General features: G+C 45.8%; 11 protein-coding genes. 5 read left to right on the top strand and 6 right to left on the bottom strand.

What is annotated here, in order from left to right; genetic code table 11:
• Nucleotides 1–33 precede the first annotated feature (33 nt).
• The 4 genes from ABIB39_RS02760 to ABIB39_RS02775 all read left to right on the top strand — a co-directional run bounded on the left by ABIB39_RS02760 (nucleotide 34) and on the right by ABIB39_RS02775 (nucleotide 5,845).
• Entirely contained in the window at nucleotides 34–1,953 is a 1,920-nt protein-coding gene (locus ABIB39_RS02760; RefSeq protein ID WP_354427086.1) for a glucosamine-6-phosphate deaminase, read from the top strand.
• A gap of 12 nt (nucleotides 1,954–1,965) precedes the next feature.
• Entirely contained in the window at nucleotides 1,966–2,442 is a 477-nt protein-coding gene (locus ABIB39_RS02765; protein ID WP_354427088.1) for a hypothetical protein, read from the top strand.
• A gap of 18 nt (nucleotides 2,443–2,460) precedes the next feature.
• Nucleotides 2,461–2,922 (top strand): DUF2059 domain-containing protein, encoded by a 462-nt coding sequence (locus tag ABIB39_RS02770; RefSeq protein ID WP_354427089.1) that lies wholly within the window; start codon nucleotides 2,461–2,463, stop codon nucleotides 2,920–2,922.
• Nucleotides 2,923–2,983: 61 nt separating this feature from the next.
• Nucleotides 2,984–5,845, top strand: a complete 2,862-nt coding sequence (locus tag ABIB39_RS02775; protein ID WP_354427091.1) for a M16 family metallopeptidase — start codon at nucleotides 2,984–2,986, stop codon at nucleotides 5,843–5,845.
• Nucleotides 5,846–5,892: 47 nt separating this feature from the next.
• On the opposite strand, the gene ABIB39_RS02780 is transcribed toward ABIB39_RS02775, so the two are convergent.
• On the bottom strand, nucleotides 5,893–6,561 hold the full coding sequence (locus tag ABIB39_RS02780; protein WP_354427093.1) for a hypothetical protein: 669 nt from the start codon (nucleotides 6,559–6,561) through the stop codon (nucleotides 5,893–5,895).
• A 71-nt stretch (nucleotides 6,562–6,632) separates the two neighbouring features.
• On the opposite strand from ABIB39_RS02780, the gene ABIB39_RS02785 reads away from it, so the two are divergent.
• Entirely contained in the window at nucleotides 6,633–9,221 is a 2,589-nt protein-coding gene (locus tag ABIB39_RS02785) for a ligase-associated DNA damage response DEXH box helicase (RefSeq protein ID WP_354427095.1), read from the top strand.
• A 167-nt stretch (nucleotides 9,222–9,388) separates the two neighbouring features.
• Here ABIB39_RS02785 and infB read toward each other — a convergent pair whose 3' ends face one another.
• The 5 genes from infB to ABIB39_RS02810 all read right to left on the bottom strand — a co-directional run bounded on the left by infB (nucleotide 9,389) and on the right by ABIB39_RS02810 (nucleotide 17,269).
• Nucleotides 9,389–12,409, bottom strand: coding sequence for a translation initiation factor IF-2 (infB, locus tag ABIB39_RS02790; protein WP_354427097.1), 3,021 nt, complete (start codon nucleotides 12,407–12,409; stop codon nucleotides 9,389–9,391).
• Nucleotides 12,410–12,468: 59 nt separating this feature from the next.
• Nucleotides 12,469–13,704, bottom strand: a complete 1,236-nt coding sequence (gene nusA / locus ABIB39_RS02795) for a transcription termination factor NusA (RefSeq protein ID WP_354427098.1) — start codon at nucleotides 13,702–13,704, stop codon at nucleotides 12,469–12,471.
• Between the two features lie 3 nt (nucleotides 13,705–13,707).
• Nucleotides 13,708–14,172, bottom strand: a complete 465-nt coding sequence (gene rimP, locus ABIB39_RS02800) for a ribosome assembly cofactor RimP (RefSeq protein ID WP_354427100.1) — start codon at nucleotides 14,170–14,172, stop codon at nucleotides 13,708–13,710.
• A gap of 139 nt (nucleotides 14,173–14,311) precedes the next feature.
• Nucleotides 14,312–14,734, bottom strand: coding sequence for a hypothetical protein (locus ABIB39_RS02805; protein WP_354427101.1), 423 nt, complete (start codon nucleotides 14,732–14,734; stop codon nucleotides 14,312–14,314).
• Nucleotides 14,735–14,902: 168 nt separating this feature from the next.
• Nucleotides 14,903–17,269, bottom strand: a complete 2,367-nt coding sequence (locus tag ABIB39_RS02810) for a S9 family peptidase (protein ID WP_354427104.1) — start codon at nucleotides 17,267–17,269, stop codon at nucleotides 14,903–14,905.
• Nucleotides 17,270–17,312: the final 43 nt, after the last annotated feature.

The following is a 17,312-nucleotide window of genomic DNA, read 5'->3' on the forward strand; positions in this document are numbered from 1 at the left end:
AGCATCATTGTAAACCAATTACACCCTAAGCCAATGGCCAGATTAAATTTATTAGAAGAAACCCGGTACGAGAAACTACCCGTTACCGTTTACTCCGACCAAAACGCAGCCTCAGTAGCTGTTGCAAAACGCATAGCCGACCTTATCAATAAAAAAGATGCCGCCGGCGAGCAGGCCGTACTTGGCCTGGCAACAGGTGTTACCCCAATAAAGGTGTATGCAGAACTGGTGCGTTTACATAAAGAAGAAGGGCTATCGTTCAAAAACGTGATCACCTTTAACCTGGACGAGTATTACCCCATGAAGCCAGACGCGGTGCAAAGCTACGTTACCTTCATGAACGAAAATTTATTTGACCTTGTTGACATTAAAAAAGCCAATATCCATATCCCCGATGGTACGCTTCCGCAGGATGCCGTTGCTGATTTTTGTTTGGAATACGAACGACAGATAGAAGACTTAGGTGGATTAGACCTGCAGTTATTAGGGATAGGCCGTACAGGCCACATCGGTTTTAATGAACCAGGCTCGGCACCAAACTCGGGTACGCGGTTGGTTACGCTTGATGATTTGACCCGCCGTGATGCTTCGCGCGATTTTGGTGGTAAGCAAAACGTACCAACCAAGGCCATCACCATGGGTGTGGGCACCATATTTAAAGCCCGCGAAATTATCCTGATGGCCTGGAGCGCCAAGAAAGCACCTATTGTACGGAAGGCTGTGGAGGGCGAGATTTCCGGTGAAGTGCCTGCAACCTTCCTGCAACTATCAGACAATGTAGAGTTTGTTTTGGATGTGGATGCAGCATCGGGTCTAACACGCTTTGATACCCCGTGGTTGGTTAAAGATTGTGTTTGGGAAAATCAGTTGATCAAAAAAGCTGTGATCTGGCTTTCTGATACCGTTGGCAAACCCATTCTTAAACTTACTGAAGAAGATTATAACAGTAATGGTATGGCGCAACTCGCGGTAGAGCAAGGGCCGGTGTATCAAATCAATATTAATATTTTTAACCAGTTACAACATACCATAACCGGGTGGCCGGGTGGCAAACCGGGAGCAGACGACAGCCAGCGCCCCGAACGTGCTGAACCTGCAAGTAAACGTTCTATCGTGTTCTCGCCCCACCCGGATGATGACGTGATCTCTATGGGTGGCACCTTTATCCGTTTGGTTGACCAAGGGCATGATGTGCACGTGGCCTACCAAACATCGGGCAATACTGCTGTTTGGGACGATGACGTGCTACGCTTTGTGGAATTTGCCATCGATTTTAAAGAAAGCGTTGGCGAAGATGCCTCAAAAATGAAAAGCATTTACGACGACATGCGCCGATTTATGGCCATTAAAGAACCCAACCAGATAGATTCGTTAGAGATCCGCGATGTAAAAGGGTTTATCCGCAAAACCGAAGCTATTGCAGGTGCGCGCTACGCGGGCTTGCCCGACAGTAATATCCATTTTCAGGCTTTGCCTTTTTATGAAACAGGCAAAACGCAAAAAAACTCTGTAGGTGAGGAAGATATTAAACTAACTATGGAGCTGCTGCAAAAAGTAAAACCGCAGCAGGTATTTACTGCCGGCGATTTTGCCGACCCGCATGGTACACATATCGTATGTTTTAATATCATCATAGAATCTTTACGCCGCCTGGGCAAAACCGAGGCTTGGGTAAACGATTGCTGGGTTTGGATGTATCGCGGCGCATGGCAGGAGTTCCCTACCCACGAAATTGAAATGGCGGTACCACTTTCGCCGGCCGAAGTGTTGCGTAAGCGCAGCGCGATCTTTAAACACCAGTCGCAAAAGGATAAGCCCGTTTTCCCGGGGGATGATGCACGCGAGTTTTGGGTACGCGCCGAAGATCGGAACCGCGAAACCGCCCAAAATTACGATCGCTTAGGTATGGCAGAGTATGCAGCTATGGAAGCCTTTGTGAGGTATAAATTTTAAGTTTTAAATCTCATGATCAAATTATATAATAAAGTTAATGGTGTTTTAAACTATTGGGAAACCTGGGACAAAAATGACAAGATCGGAATTATACATTGGGGTGAGGTTGGTGAAAAAGGGACGAGTAAAGAGGTGACCTCGGGGTTATTCAGAAGTTTTCGGAAAGAAATTCAAAAGCAGGTAACAGAAAAAATTAATGAAGGGTTCTCAGAAATTGTTGAAGATGACCTTTATACTCTTTTAATCGAATTTAAGGTAGATGAACAAGGCACACCTGAAGATGTAGAAAAACGCACCCGTTTACAAAATAGAATGGATGGCACCCTCGGTTGGACCGGGTTGGGCCACTGTGATGGTGGAAGCATCGGAAGCGGAACAATGGAAGTATGTTGCCTTGTAGTTGATCCTGAACTTGCAAAGAAAAGAATACAGGAAGATTTGAAAAATACGGAGTTTGACAATTATACCAGGATCTTCGACGAAAATTAATAATTCAACAAACAAACTATGAAATATAAATTCTTAATTATCGCATTATTAATATGCGGCGCGGTAAAAGCGCAAACAACGGCAATCAGTCCGTCACGTTTAAAAGCGGCCGAAGATGTACTTGTAGCATCTGGTGCTGGCAACCAATTAAAAGAAAACATGTCGGCAATGTTAACACAGGCCAGCGCGAATGTTCCGGAAGACAAAAAGCCAAAATTTATCGAGATCATGAATACCTTTATGGGCAAGTACATGAACTGGGATTTGATGAAAGATCAAATGGCTGCTATTTATGCGCAGGAGTTCAGCGAAAAAGAGTTAAAAGACCTTGCTACCTTTTATCGCTCGCCTTTAGGAGTAAAGCTTAATCAAAAGCAACCGGCGTTGTTTCAAAAGTCGGCATTGATTGGGCAACAAGCCGTACAAAGCCACCAGGCCGAGCTACAGCAAATGATGCAGGAAGCATTTAAAACGCCATAACAATTTGTAACTAAGATATTCGTTTAGCATCTTAGTAAAATATTCCCTTTTTAACTTAAATATGAACATTAACAGAACTTTATCTGTAGCGGCGCTGGCTTTACTTATCGCATCGGGCAGTGTAAATGCACAGGTAAAACGCAAGCCAACACCATCTCCACGCAATAAACCAAATGCAGCAGCAGCAGTCGCCCCGCCAAATGTACTGCCGTTTGATAAAGAGGTTATAACCGGCAAGCTGCCAAATGGTCTAAGCTATTACATACGCCATAACGAGCAGCCTCAAAACCGTGCCGAGCTTTACCTGGTAAATAAAGTGGGTTCTGTTTTAGAAACCGATGCACAGCAAGGCCTTGCCCACTTTATCGAGCACATGGCCTTTAACGGCACGCGCGATTTCCCGAAGAACGCGTTGGTTAATTACCTTCAAAAATCTGGCGTTAAATTTGGTGCCGACTTAAACGCTTACACCTCTTTTGATGAAACCGTTTATCAGCTGCCACTACCTACAGATAGCGCCGCCGTATTCGAAAAAGGTTTTAACATTTTGGCTAACTGGGCAGGCTACCTAACCTTTGACCAGGCCGAAATTGATAAAGAGCGTGGTGTGGTGCTTGAAGAAGCACGCCTGCGTGGTAAAAACGCTCAAGAGCGTTTAAGCTTGCAAACCTTGCCTGTTCTGTTAAATAATTCCAGGTATGCTACCCGCCTGCCTATAGGGCAGGAAGCTATCCTTAAAAACTTTGATGCAGCTACCATAAAAAGCTTTTACAGCGATTGGTACAGGCCCGACCTGCAAGCTGTAATTGTGGTTGGTGATTTTGATGTAAAACGTGTAGAAGCCCTTATAAAAGCGAACTTCTCGGGTTTAAAAGGCCCTATCGCTAAAAAACCACGCCCCGATTATAATGTTGCACCAACGCCGGGCACTGTTGTAAAAGTGGCTACCGATAAGGAATTCCCGTACACCATGGCGCAGATCATCGTTAAGCACCCGCACAATGTGATACGCACTACTACGGGCTACATGCAAAGCATCCGTATTTCGCTTTTTAATTTTATGCTTAACCAAAGGCTTGGCGAATTGCAACAAAAGCCAGAGCCGCCATTTTTATATGGCCGCACAAGCTATGGCGCTCTAATTGGCAAGCAAGACGCTTTTTCATCTATTTTAGTATCTAAACCCGACGGTTTGGAGGCTGCTGTTAAAGCCGTTGTTGCCGAAACCGAACGTGCCCGCAAGTTTGGCTTTACATTAACCGAGCTGGAGCGTGCTAAACAACAAGCACTGGTGGGCATCCAAAATGCTTTTTATGAACGTAACAAAACAAATTCTGTTAATTATGTTAGGGAATACACCCAAAACTTTTTAACCGGCGAGGCTGTGCCCGGTATCAATTTTGAATACAACTTTTATGTAAGCAACATCAGCAAAATTTCTCTTGCCGAAATGAATGCCCTTGCAGGCCAGTTCATAAGCGATCAAAACAGGGTGATACTAATACAAGGCCCGGAAAAAGATAAAGATAAATTGCCCGATGAAAAAGCTATTCTAAGCTGGATAGGCGCGGCGGGAAACGGTGTTACTGCTTACGTAGATAACGTTACAAGCAAGCCCTTAATGGAAAAAGCACCCGAGGGTTCAAAAATAGTTTCCGAATTAAAAGACGAGGCTATTGGTACAACAACCTTAACATTCGAGAATGGGCTTAAAGTTATCTTAAAACCCACCGAATTTAAGAACGACCAGATCCTGATAAATGGCGCAGCATTTGGCGGCACATCACTGGCAAGTGATGCTGATTTTACTTCGGCAAGTTTTGCTGCCTCTATAGTAGGCAGCAGCGGTATTTCCGAATTTAACCAGGGGCAATTAGATAAGATGCTGGCCGGTAAGGATGTTAATGTATCTCCATACATCAGCGATATTACACATGGGATACGTGCAAATTCGTCTCCGCGAGATCTGGAAACCGCTCTTCAACTGGTGTATCTTTATTTTACACAGCCACGTAAGGATGCCGATATTTGGAAAGGCACTATACTGCAAACCAAATCATTATTGGCAAACCGCGGGGTGGACCCGCAGAGCGTTTACCAGGATACTTTATCAAATGTTTTAAGTAACAACAACTTCCGCTTTGGCGCTACCACGGTTGAGCGTTTAAACACTACTAACCAGGATAAAGCTTTCAGCTTTTATAAAGACCGGTTTGCTGATGCAAGTGGTTTTACGTTTGTAGTGGTAGGTAATTTTAATGTGGAATTGATCAAACCTTTCCTTTCTACCTACCTTGGTGGCCTGCCATCAACCCATAAAAAGGAAACCTTCCGTAACCTTAAAATGTATCCGGCACCGGGGCAGATCACTAAAACCGTTTATAAAGGATTGGATGATAAAGCGAATGTACAAATGATATACAGCGGCGCATATCAGTTTAACGAGGCCAACAATATGCAGTTGGATGCGCTGGAAGAAATATTGAACATTAAACTTGTTGAGCGTTTACGCGAACAGGAAAGCGGTATTTACGCGCCCGGCATTAGGGCAAATTATACTAAAAACCCCGAAGGCCGTTACACCGTAACCATAGCGTTCACCTGTGCTGCTGCCAATGTTGATAAACTGGTAGCCGCTACGCTTGATGAGATTGGTAAGATAAAACTAACAGGCGCGCTACCTGCCGACATCCAAAAATTTGCTGCCGAAGAAGCGCGCTCTACCCAGGTACAGCTTAAACAAAATGTATCATGGGCAGGCTTACTTTCCGGCGCAGTACAAAACGACCAAAACCCGGATGACATTCTGAGCCACGTTAAAAACTTGGAGAATGTTACCGTGCAAAGCACTAAAGATGCGGCCATCAAGTATTTGAACAATGCCAACCTGGCAAAAGTTATCCTGATGCCCGAGAAGAAATAGACTTTAGGTAAATTATAAAAAATGCCCCGTTAGTTAACGGGGCATTTTTATTTAAGCTGTTTTAAGTCAGAAAAGAATGGCAGGTAGGTTGATGCCGCCTCGCGGCCCGGCTCATGTACCGTAATGCCGGTAATAATATCCTTCTCGTCTACATCAAAAGCGATGCCTCCTTTAACATCATCATAAAGGCTTAGCGCTTTGCCTTTATCATTAAACGTGGCCACCTTTGTTAATTTATAAGCCGGCCATACGTTTTTAAAATGCGTGCCCGCATATACTTTACTGCTAATCTTGAAGAATGGCGACGTCACCCTAATCTGTTTAACACGTTTAACTTCATCATTACCTTGCCCTCGGGAGAAATACATTTGGGTAACGTAACCCGTGGTATCGTGGTTGGCATACCAGATAGAAACGCTTTTGCCCATGGCCGCATCCCCGCCGTCGGGTGTGCCCAATTTTTTATGTACATCTTCGCCGCTTTGGTTTATAGCTGTTTGGCCTACGCTGATGCCGGGCACTATCAATTGCGCCAACGGCACCGGTTTATCGCCGGGCATATCAACGGTAGTGGTATCGGCGGTTTTAGTATTATCGGTATTAGATATGGTATCTGCCTTGGTAACCGTATCTGCCGATTTTGGTGTCTTGTTTTGCTGGCATGCTGTAACGTTAAGAACAAGTACCGGTAGTATTAAATATTTTGAGATCTTCATAATCGTAACAATTTGTTTAATTTACAGTTGATACATATAACCCGTAAAAGCGGGTTTTGTTAGTTAAAACGATGGCATCTAAAGGGCAAAAGGTAATACAGGAATGGTATAAGCAAAAGCAGTGGAAACAATTCCCGTTTCAAAAAGAAATGGAAGCGGCCTATCTATCCGGCTTTTCGGGCTTGCTGAACGCACCTACGGGAAGTGGTAAAACCTTTGCATTGTTCCTGCCTTTTTTGGCCGATTTTATCAACAAATACCCCGATACCTACACCACGCAAAAAAACAACGGCCTGCTAATGCTTTGGATCACGCCGCTGCGCGCGCTTACCAATGATATCCGCAAAGCCATGCAAGAAGTTTGTGACGATCTAAACCTGCCCTGGCGCATCATGACCCGCACCGGCGATACATCTGCCGCCGAAAAAGCCGCACTTAAACGCAAACTGCCCGAAGTACTGCTCACCACGCCCGAAAGCCTGCACCTGATGTTGGCCCAGAAAGACTACGACAAGGTGTTTAAAGGCCTGCAGGTGATGGTATGCGATGAATGGCACGAGTTGCTTGGCACAAAACGCGGCGTGCAGGTTGAACTTGGCTTAAGCAGACTGAAAGGATTAAGTGCGGGGAGTGGTATGGTAAGTGCCGCCAATACCGCACCCTCAGCTCCGGAAACTTCACACCTGTCAAATCTCCGCATCTGGGGCATCTCCGCTACTATTGGCAACCTGGAACAGGCATCCGAGGTTTTGTTGGGTAACGATTTCCCGCCGGAGCGGATAAAAATGGTGAAGGCTAATGTGGATAAGAAACTAGTGATAGAATCCGTTATCCCCGAGAATATTGAGAACTATAGCTGGGCGGGACACATCGGAGTAAAATTATTGCCGCAGGTAATGGAGATAGTAGCCAAGAGCAAAACCACGCTGATATTTACCAACACGCGGTCACAAAGCGAGATCTGGTATCATGCTATTATTGATAACTATCCGGAGTATGCCGGCATTATGGCAATGCACCACGGATCGCTTGATAACGAGTTACGCAACTGGGTGGAACAAGCCCTGCATGCCGAAGCTTTAAAGGTAGTGGTGTGTACTTCCAGTTTAGACCTGGGGGTTGATTTTAGGCCTGTAGATACCGTTGTGCAGGTTGGCAGCCCCAAGGGTGTAGCCAGGTTTATGCAACGCGCAGGGCGAAGCGGGCACCATCCGGGGGCTATATCCAAAGCTTACTTTGTGCCTACCCACTCGCTAGAGCTACTGGAAGGGGCCGCGTTAAAAAGCGCCATCAAAAAGGGCGTGTTCGAAAGCCGGGACCCTATGCTGCTTACCTTTGATGTACTGATCCAATTCATGGTGACGCTGGCTGTATCAGACGGGTTTAGGGCTGATGAATTGTTCCGACAGGTTAAAAGTACATTTGCCTTTGCCGATCTTAGGCGTGATGAATTTAACCAACTGCTTGATTTTATTACCAACGGTGGAAAAACGTTGGCCCAATACGACGAATTTTTAAAGGTTGAGGTAGAGAACGGCCTGTTTAAAGTGAACAGCCGCCGCGTGGCCATGCGCCATCGCCTCAGCATTGGCACCATAACCAGCGAACTAAGCATCCGTGTAAAATGGTTGAGCGGCGGTAGCCTGGGCACACTGGAAGAAAGTTTTATATCCAAATTAAAACCGGGCAACACCTTTTGGTTTGCGGGCCGCAGCCTTGAATTTATTAAAGTGAAAGAAATGACGGCCTACGTTAAAAAGTCAACCAAAACTAAAGGGTTGATACCAAGCTGGGCTGGGGGGAGGATGCCTTTATCATCGCAACTGTCTGCAGTCTTCCGCGATAAATTGGATGAAGTAGCTCACGGAATTGAAACCGATGTCGAAGTAAAAGCGCTTAAACCGCTATTTGAGTTACAGGCAAAACTATCGCACCTGCCGCAAAGCCACGAGTTTTTGATCGAGTCGTTTAAATCGCGCGAGGGCCACCATTTGTTATTTTATCCGTTTGAAGGGCGGTTGGTGCATGAAGGTATGGCAAGTTTGCTGGCCTACCGCATCTCTAAAATAAAACCCGCCAGTTTCTCCATTGCCATGAATGATTATGGCTTTGAATTACTTACCGACGAGGATATCCCGATAGAAGAGGCTTTGGAAGATGTCGAGTTCTTTTCTATTAAAAACCTGATAGATGATATACAGAATAGTTTGAACGCCAACGAAATGGCGAGGCGTAAGTTCAGGGATATCGCGCATATCGGCGGCTTAGTATTTACCGGATATCCGGGACAACAGGTGAAGAATAAACATTTGCAGGCTTCCACGTCATTGCTTTTCGAGGTGTTTAATGAGTACGAGCCGGATAATCTTTTGATCAGACAGGCCAATAATGAGGCGCTGGCGTTTCAATTAGAGGAGTTTCGCCTGCGGGCTGCTTTACAGCGCATCCAAACGCAAAGCATCGTTTTAAAAGTAATTGAACGCCCAACACCATTTGCCTTCCCGATACTGGTAGACAGCCTTGGCCGCGAACGCCTTAGTACCGAAACGATGGAAGAACGCATCGCCAAAATGGCGCGTCGTTACGGTGCCGATGAGGTTGCCGACAGGCCATCATCTAAAAGTAGAAAACCGGGCGTTACGAGGAAGAAGGGGTTTTAAGAACCGCTCAAAAAACGCGTCATTGCGAGGTACGAAGCAATCTCTTTACTATACAGAGCGGACCTGCCTATGTAGAGATTGCTTCGTACCTCGCAATGATGCTTCAATTGGTATAAACAAAAAGGGCCGCGAAATTCGCAGCCCTTTTAATATTTGGTAACTAGCGCTTAAGCTAATTTACGTTTTACTTCTACGTTTTCGTATACTTCTACAATGTCACCTACTTCGATGTTGTTGTAGTTAGCGATGTTCAAACCACACTCGTAATTTGTTCCAACTTCTTTTACATCGTCTTTGAAACGTTTTAGTGAAGCCAGTTCGCCTGTGTGTATTACCACACCATCACGTACGATACGGATCTTGCTGTTACGGGTAATTTTACCATCTAACACCATACAACCTGCAATTGTACCCACCTTGCTGATCTTGAAGGTTTCGCGGATTTCTACGTTAGCCACAATTTTCTCTTCAAAGGTTGGTGCAAGCATACCTTCCATCGCCAATTTTATCTCATTGATAGCATCGTAGATGATAGAGTATAGCCTGATATCAATTTGCTCGGCCTCGGCAAGTTTACGCGCACTTCCCGAAGGACGTACCTGGAAACCGATGATGATCGCATCTGATGCAGAAGCTAACAGAACGTCCGACTCGGAGATCTGACCAACTGCTTTCGATATGATATTTACCTGGATCTGCTCGGTAGATAGTTTCAGTAACGAATCTGACAGCGCTTCGATAGAACCATCCACGTCACCCTTAACAATAATGTTAAGTTCCTTAAAGTTACCAACTGCCAAACGGCGGCCAATTTCATCAAGTGTAATGTGTTTCTGGGTACGTAAACCTTGTTCGCGTTGTAACTGTAAACGTTTGTTTGCAATTTCACGAGCTTCAGGCTCAGTATCTAATACGTTAAATTTATCACCGGCTGTAGGCGCGCCCTGCATACCCAACACCTGTACCGGTGTAGACGGCCCTGCAGATTCAACCCTTTGGCCGCGTTCGTTAGTTAAAGCTTTAACACGCCCGCTGTAACAACCCGCTAATATCGCGTCGCCCACTTTTAGGCGGCCTGCCTGTACCAATATCGTAGTAACAATACCACGGCCTTTATCTAAGGCTGCTTCTATAACGGTACCAACGGCACGTTTATTAGGGTTAGCTTTAAGCTCAAGCAATTCTGCCTCAAGCAATACTTTCTCTAACAACAGCTCGATATTTAAACCAGTTTTAGCCGATATTTCTTGCGTTTGGTATTTACCGCCCCACTCTTCAACCAAAATATTCATGGCAGATAGTTGCTCACGTACCTTATCGGCGTTAGCACCCGGCCTGTCAATTTTGTTGAAAGCGAAGATGATAGGTGCACCTGCAGCCTGCGCGTGGTTTATGGCCTCGCGTGTTTGCGGCATCACGCTGTCATCAGCAGCAATTACTATAATAACAATATCTGTTACCTGTGCACCCCTTGCACGCATGGCGGTAAACGCCTCGTGGCCCGGTGTATCCAGGAATGTAATTTTCTTATCATCTGCCAAAGTAACTTCATAAGCGCCAATGTGCTGGGTAATACCCCCGGCCTCGCCGCCTATTACGTTTGTTTTGCGGATAAAATCCAGTAAGGATGTTTTACCGTGATCTACGTGGCCCATAATAGTCACAATAGGTGCACGTGGGATAAGATCTTCAGGCTCATCAGGCTGATCGAGTATAAACTCCTCGTCCTGTGGTTTCACAAACTCAACCTGGTAACCAAACTCATCAGCAACAATGCTCAGGGTTTCGGCATCTAAACGCTGGTTGATAGACACAAACATACCCAAACTCATACAAGTTGAGATAATTTGTGTTACCGATACGTCCATCATCAAAGCCAACTCGTTTGCCGTAACAAACTCGGTAACCTTAATTACTTTAGACATCGCGTCCTGCTCCATTGCAAGTTCATCGGCATTCGCGGCAACATCATCACGCTTTTGACGGCGGAATTTGGCACGCTGTGCAAACTTACCCGACTTACCTGCACCGCTTAAACGTGCAAGTGTAGCCTTGATCTGGTCTTGTATATCCTTTTCTGTAGGTTCTTCTTTAGGGCCTCCGCCTGGTGCAGGCCTGCCTCCTCTAAAATCGGGGCGGTTGCCACCACCACCAGGAGCACCCGGTGGGCGGTTCCTGAAATCGGGACGGTTAGGGTTAATTGTACCACTTGGCGGGGCTTGCTGGCCTGCGCCATTGCCACCACCAGGGCCACCTTGCTGATCTTTACGCTTACGTTTGCGTTTTTGATCTGCCGCGTTACCTGCCGCGCTTGATGAAGATGCAACAGGGCCACCGCGTTTAGGCTGGTTAACCGGTAGTTGGATCTTACCAATAATTTTGGGGCCGCTTAAACGCTCTGCGCTTGCGCGGATAACGTCGTCGCCTTCGCCTTCTGCTATTGCCGGCGCTACCGCCTCAGGAGTAACATCTGCTACTACTGCCGGGGCTTCCGCAACAACAACCGGTGCAGGTTTCTCTGCAACAGGCTCAGGTGCTTTTGGCGTTTCTACAACAACAGGTGCAGGTTTTTCTACAACAGGCTCCGGCGCTTTTGGCGCCTCAACAACGGGTGCAGGTTTTTCTGCAACAGGTTCTGCTGCTTTAGGTGCTTCAACTACGGGTGCAGGTTTTTCTGCAACAGGCTCCGGTGCTTTCGGGGTTTCAGCAATTGGTGCTGCTTTTTCCTCAACCGGTGGTTTAGCATTAAGGTTATTAAGATCTATCTTACCAATCACCTTTACACCGGGTAATCCTTCGCTGCTGCGTTCTTCGGCTTTCTCCTGTACAGGTTCGGCCGGTTTTGGCTTTTCAGCCTGCGGCGAGGAAAAATGGCCGGTATTTTTGATCAGGATCTCTTCGTTCTCGAAATCTCGGGAACGACGCGGCTGCTCTACAGGTTTTTCAGGCGTTTGCACACCTTCTTCCTTGCGGATGTTACCGATCTTGATCTGCTTGGCCTCCTCCTTAATAATTTTATCTACAGCAAATTCCTTCAACAGGGTTGTGTACATATCGGCATCCAGCTTCGCCATAGGTTGCTTTTCAACCTTATAGCCTTTAGTAGCTAAAAAATCGACAATGGTACCCATACCAATGTTCAGTTCTTTTACTGCTTTTATTAATTTTATGGATTTGTCTTCTGACATTTATTAAATTTTCTCGCTAATTATCGCAAAAATACGATTTTTTATTTGTGTTATCTCGTTTATTCAAATTCTGCCTGCAGAACCGATAAAACTTCTTTTATTGTTTCCTCTTCAAGGTCGGTACGTTTAACCAATTCGCCCACAGATAATGCCAATACAGATTTCGCGGTATCAAGCCCTATGCGTTTAAATTCGTCTAAGATCCAGCTATCAATCTCATCAGAGAACTCTTCGATGTCCACATCCTCGTCATGCTCATCAGCCTCGCGGTAAACATCAATTTCGTAACCTGTCAATTTACCTGCCAGTTTAATGTTATGGCCCCCACGGCCAATAGCTAACGATACCTGGTCTGGCTTTAAGTACACTGCCGCTGTTTTTTTCTCATCATCTAATTTAATAGAAGTGATCTTTGCAGGCGATAATGCACGCTGGATGTATAACTGGATATTGTTGGTAAAGTTTATAACATCTATGTTTTCGTTCTTTAATTCGCGAACGATACCATGGATACGTGAACCCTTCATACCCACACAGGCACCAACCGGGTCTATACGGTCGTCATAAGATTCAACAGCTACTTTAGCCCTTTCGCCCGGCTCGCGGACAATTTTCTTAATGGTGATCAATCCGTCGAAGATCTCGGGAACCTCCATCTCAAACAACCGCTGTAAAAACTCAGGGGCGGTACGTGATATAATAATTTTAGGGTTGCTGTTCAACATATCAACCTTGCTGATTATCGCCCTTACACTGTCACCTTTTTTAAAGTAATCTGCAGGGATCTGCTCGGTTTTTGGCAATAAAAGCTCGTTGCCTTCATCATCCAATACCAAAGTTTCTTTTTTCCAAACCTGGTAAACCTCGCCTGTAACAATTTCGCCAACGCGGTCTTTATATTTTTTAAAGATCTCGTCTTTCTCCAGTTCTAAAATTTTAGAAACCAAAGTTTGGCGGGCAGCAAGGATAGCCCTGCGGCCAAAGCTTTCTAAAGTAACCTGCTCAATTTGTTCGTCACCAATTTCAAGGTCGGCATCAATTGTTTTAGCTTCTGCAAGTTCAACCTCAAGGTCGTCATCTTCGCTAAAACCGTCTTCAACCACCACACGCGTGCGCCAAATTTCTAAGTCACCATTATCGGTGTTAACTATAACGTCACAATTTTCATCGGTGCCGTACTTTTTCCTGATCATGCTTCTGAAGACGTCTTCCAGAACGCTCATCATGGTTGGGCGGTCAATGTTCTTGAAATCTTTAAATTCCTGAAAAGAATCAATTAAATTAATATTGCTCATGTTCTACTTGAATGATATTAAAACTTTTGTTTCTGTTATTTTATCTGTCGGGATAGTGCTTTCAACAGTTACAGCCTTTTTCCCTTTTTCTTTTATTGTTTCTTCAATTACGATGGTGTCGTCGCCCGCTTCCTTCAATATGCCTTCGCGCTTGGTGTCATCATCCATTTTTATGGCTAACGTGCGGCCTATATTTTTAGCATATTGCCTTTTAAGCGTTAGCGGTGTATCGATACCCGGCGAGGAAACTTCCAGGTTATATGGGGTATCTACTACGTTCTCTTCTTCGAGGTGAAAGCCTACATGCCTGCTTATGGCAACACAATCCGCAATCCCTATCCCGTTATCCCCATCAACCAGTACTATCAGTTGGCCGTTGCTATGCATTTTAACGTCCACCAAAAACAAGTTTGGCATATCGGCTATTTTTTCCTCTACCAGTTCAATTGTTCTTTTTTCAATATTCATTATCGTGTGTTTTTACCGGTTGCCCCCGATAGATAACAGGGCGGTTGATAATTTGATTGATAAAATAAAAGAGGGGACAAATGCCCCCTCTTTTTTAATTCAGATGCAAATATAAGATGTTTTTTTGGTTATAGCAAGCTTATTGCTTAAAAATCAAATCGATAAAATGCACTCTACCGGGTTGGGAATGGCCTTTTATATAATCCGTCAGGGTTGCGCCCTCTCCTAAACGATAGTTGCGTGCAAAGTAAACCTGCCCTTTTACAAACGGGGTGTCGGGTGTGAAAACAACCGCGCTATCTTTTAACCTGTAGCGACCGGGCTGCACAGGCTGGTAATTCTTCATGTCGGTATCGGCAGGCATACGGTAAACGGGCACCAGATTTTGCCAAACATTTTTATCACTGTCGCGGGCAATATCCTGCATCACCACATAATCCAGCCCTTTAAATTGAATGGATTGGCCGTTGTCGATTACCGACAGTTGAACTGCAGCGGGGTGTTTGGCGGGGGTGCAGGCAAGGGCAATTAAAAATGGAAGTATGTAGAATAGTTTTTTCATGATTGCATATCTATTAGTTTACTCACCCCGACTACGCTGCGCTGGTCGACCCTCTCTGCTGCGCAAAGAGGGTGAGAATTTCTATTTTTTTCTTCTTTTCGTTTACGGAGAAAGGGTGGTCGAGCGAAGCAAAGACAGAGTGAGTCAATTTGCCGGGGGGCCATCAATCTACTTCAGCGTCTCCTCAAACAGTTTAAAAATACGTTTATACTCATCAGTCCAGCTGCTGGGTTGTATAAAGCCGTGGTCTTCTACCGGGTATGGCGCAAGCGACCAGTTATCTTTATGCAACTCTATCAACTTTTGGGTAAGCCTTACAATATCCTGGAAGTTTACGTTCTGGTCTACCATGCCGTGCAGCATCAGCAGGCGGCCTTTTAAACCATCGGCAAAGTAAATGGGCGAGCTTTGGCGATAGGCCTTTTCGTCATTAAATGGTTCGTTAAGGATATTTGAGGTATAGCCGTGGTTGTAATGCGCCCAATCGGTAACCGAGCGTATGGCCGCGCCTGATGCAAAAACGTCTTGCTGCGTAAACATCGCCATAAGCGTAATAAAGCCACCGTACGAGCCGCCGTATAACCCAACATGTTTAGGGTTTACACCATATTTTTCTACCAGTAATTTCACACCGTCCACCTGATCGGTAAGGTCGGCGCCGCCCATGTGGCGGTAAATACCTGTACGAATGTCGCGCCCATAGCCCGAGCTTGCAGTATAATCGATATCCAATACCGTGTAGCCATTATCAACCAGCATATTGTTGAACATATACTCGCGGAAATAGGTGCTCCACCAGTAATGCACGTTTTGCAGGTAGCCCGCGCCATGCACAAACACCACAGCGGGTTTTGCAGGGTCGGGATTTTTGGGCTGATACAACCGCGCGTAAATATCTTTGCCGTAACGGTTTTTAAAGCGGATCACTTCCGCCTCGCGCCACGGGTAGGTATTAAATTCGGGAGTGGTGGAGTGTGTAACCTGCACGGCTTTTGCGCCGGGCTTGTTTTGTTGCAAGTAAAGCTCCCAGGGTTTGTTGGAGTATGAGTAGCGGATAGCCAGCCATTTCTCGTCGGGCGAAAGGTCTATCTCGTTACCGCCTTTCATGTTGGTTAGCTTAACCGGAACGCCACCCGTTACCGGGATACGGTAAAAATGGGTGATTCCGGGGTGTTCGATATTAGCGGTAAAGTAAAATGTTTTTTTATCGTTAGACAGGTGAAGGGTTTGCACTTCCCAATGCCCGGATGTAAGTTGCTTTTTCTGGCCGCTTACCACATCGGCGATATACAGGTGCGAGTAACCGCTTGCCTCGCTCTGGAAATAGAAGTGGGTGTTATCGGCCCAGCCCAGGCTACCATCGGCAAAGAACCCGCCGGTACCTGGGCCTCCTATCCAGGCATCGTCATGCTGGCGGTCCAACAGGGTAAGTTTACCAGTCGCCGCATCCAGTTTCATGAGCCAGCGGTCCTTATTATCCTGCGATTCTACATTTACTACCGCATACTTGCCATCGGGGCTCCAATACGGGGCGGTAATATCCGTTTTGCGGTCGTTATTTGCCTTTTTAAGGGCTTCCAATTGCTTAGGATAATCGCTGTAAAAAGCGGGAATATCTTTTATACCAGGGATGTCTTTAGTGCTGATTGCGTAAACCGAATCGCCCTGCGTGTCAAAAATAAAACTCTCTGATGTGGATTGCGGGGCACCCACTTTGGTACGGTTAGGGATATCTTCGGTATATCCCGATGAGGTTACATAGTTAGGGACGATCCCGGCTTTTGCGCCCTCCGCCGCCTGGATCAACCTGTAGGTCACATACCTGCCATCCGGACTAAGCTGTACGCCGTTCAGGCGTTTATCGCCAAAAGCTATCTCTTTTATTTTTGCCGGTTTATCCTGTGCCTGCTCCACAGAGTCCAGCTTGCGGTCTTTCTCGTTCACTTTAATGATATCGAAAAGTTCGGTTTGCTGTTTTTTTAGCCACCGGGCTTGCTCGGTATCTTTGGCAGGTTTCTTTTCGGTGGTAGCGGTTTTTACAAAGTTGGTTAGCTGGGTAAGCTCGGCTTTGTTCAGCTTTAGCTTGTAAATGTTGTTCTCGTAAGTATAAATAATGCTGCCTTCGTCGCCGGTAAAGGTTGGGTTACTTTCGCGGCCTGCGGTGTGGGTTAGTTGCACAGTTTTACCGCTGCCCGCCTGCCATAGGTAAATGTCGCCATCCTCTTCATAAGTTTTCAGCGTGCGCACTTTATTCCACTTACCGTTTTCAGGAACCATGTCGCGGCGCTCGGTGGTGCTTGTTTTTTGTGGTTTGATATTATTGGGGGTGATGAAAAACAGCTCGTCGCGCTCGGCCTTGTCCGGGTTCCAGTTAAAATAGATCTTTTTGCTGTCGTCGCTCCAACGGATGTTGCTTGGCGATACGCCCATCCATTTAGGGTCGCGCATAATTTTTTCGACAGTTAGTGTGCCGAGGGATTGGGCAGAAGCGGTAAAACCGAAGCAAAGAAACAATAAGGTAAAGCGTGTTTTCATATCACAAAATGCTGTTAGACGCTGCAATTTAGCAGTTTAGTTA

Source organism: Mucilaginibacter sp. UYP27 (assembly GCF_040547175.1).
GTDB lineage: Bacteria > Bacteroidota > Bacteroidia > Sphingobacteriales > Sphingobacteriaceae > Mucilaginibacter.

Coding starts and splice junctions, on each gene's coding strand:
- ABIB39_RS02760 (WP_354427086.1), top strand. CDS start 34: ATGGCCAGATTAAATTTATTAGAAGAAACCCGGTACGAGAAACTACCC.
- ABIB39_RS02765 (WP_354427088.1), top strand. CDS start 1,966: ATGATCAAATTATATAATAAAGTTAATGGTGTTTTAAACTATTGGGAA.
- ABIB39_RS02770 (WP_354427089.1), top strand. CDS start 2,461: ATGAAATATAAATTCTTAATTATCGCATTATTAATATGCGGCGCGGTA.
- ABIB39_RS02775 (WP_354427091.1), top strand. CDS start 2,984: ATGAACATTAACAGAACTTTATCTGTAGCGGCGCTGGCTTTACTTATC.
- ABIB39_RS02780 (WP_354427093.1), bottom strand. CDS start 6,561: ATGAAGATCTCAAAATATTTAATACTACCGGTACTTGTTCTTAACGTT.
- ABIB39_RS02785 (WP_354427095.1), top strand. CDS start 6,633: ATGGCATCTAAAGGGCAAAAGGTAATACAGGAATGGTATAAGCAAAAG.
- infB (WP_354427097.1), bottom strand. CDS start 12,409: ATGTCAGAAGACAAATCCATAAAATTAATAAAAGCAGTAAAAGAACTG.
- nusA (WP_354427098.1), bottom strand. CDS start 13,704: ATGAGCAATATTAATTTAATTGATTCTTTTCAGGAATTTAAAGATTTC.
- rimP (WP_354427100.1), bottom strand. CDS start 14,172: ATGAATATTGAAAAAAGAACAATTGAACTGGTAGAGGAAAAAATAGCC.
- ABIB39_RS02805 (WP_354427101.1), bottom strand. CDS start 14,734: ATGAAAAAACTATTCTACATACTTCCATTTTTAATTGCCCTTGCCTGC.
- ABIB39_RS02810 (WP_354427104.1), bottom strand. CDS start 17,269: ATGAAAACACGCTTTACCTTATTGTTTCTTTGCTTCGGTTTTACCGCT.